This window comes from Halolamina salina (genome assembly GCF_042678005.1).
Classification (GTDB): Archaea; Halobacteriota; Halobacteria; order Halobacteriales; family Haloferacaceae; genus Halolamina; species Halolamina salina.
In genome coordinates, this window is record NZ_JBHUDH010000078.1 from 2,873 (window position 1) to 3,563 (window position 691).

A 691-nucleotide genomic window follows, 5' to 3' on the forward strand; every position below is an offset into this window, starting at 1 on the left:
CTTTCAGGTGGTATGACTCTCCAGCAGATCACCGCATCCGATATCGCGGGCTGGGACTCTTTACAGGACATCGCTGACTCCTTCGAGAAACGCGGGCTGAAACCCCGTCCAAATCTCGGAGAGGACAATGAACTCGTTCTTCAACTCGGTGACGACGAATTCGTCGTAATTGTTAACGCTGGGCCTGGAGAATCAGCCACCGACTTCAAGCCCGACAACCGATCACGACACACGAACCTCGTCGCCACGAACGACTTCGAGGAATTCACTTTCCTAACGCGGATGCGGAGCTGGGAAGGCCAGCAGCACGGCCGCATCAAACACCAGAAGATCTCGTTCAGCAAAGACCAGTTCACGCGCGACAGCGGAGAGAAGAACACCGTTCTGAAGAAGCTCAATTCGATTGAGTACGGTTCTTCCGCTGCAATCTACGACACGCTGTACGACACACAGCAGGTGGTCGAAGAGTTCTATGAAGAGTTCGAGGACCTCCGCACCGATCTCGTTCAGGAGGTATCTGGAGTTCCGGACGACCGTGGTGACGCGAAGCAACGCTATGTGCAGGTCATCCTTGATCGGATGATCTTCCTGTACTTCATCCAAGAGAAGCGTCTGCTGGACCGAAATCCGAACTACCTGCACGAACAGCCCGGCGACGTCGTGGATGACGGTGAAGATCGGTACGAGAACT

General features: G+C 54.6%; 1 pseudogene. It reads left to right on the plus strand.

Going from position 1 to position 691, the window contains the following annotated elements:
- Nucleotides 1-12 precede the first annotated feature (12 nt).
- Nucleotides 13-691: pseudogene (locus tag ACFR9S_RS08040) on the plus strand (Eco57I restriction-modification methylase domain-containing protein); the annotation flags it as partial.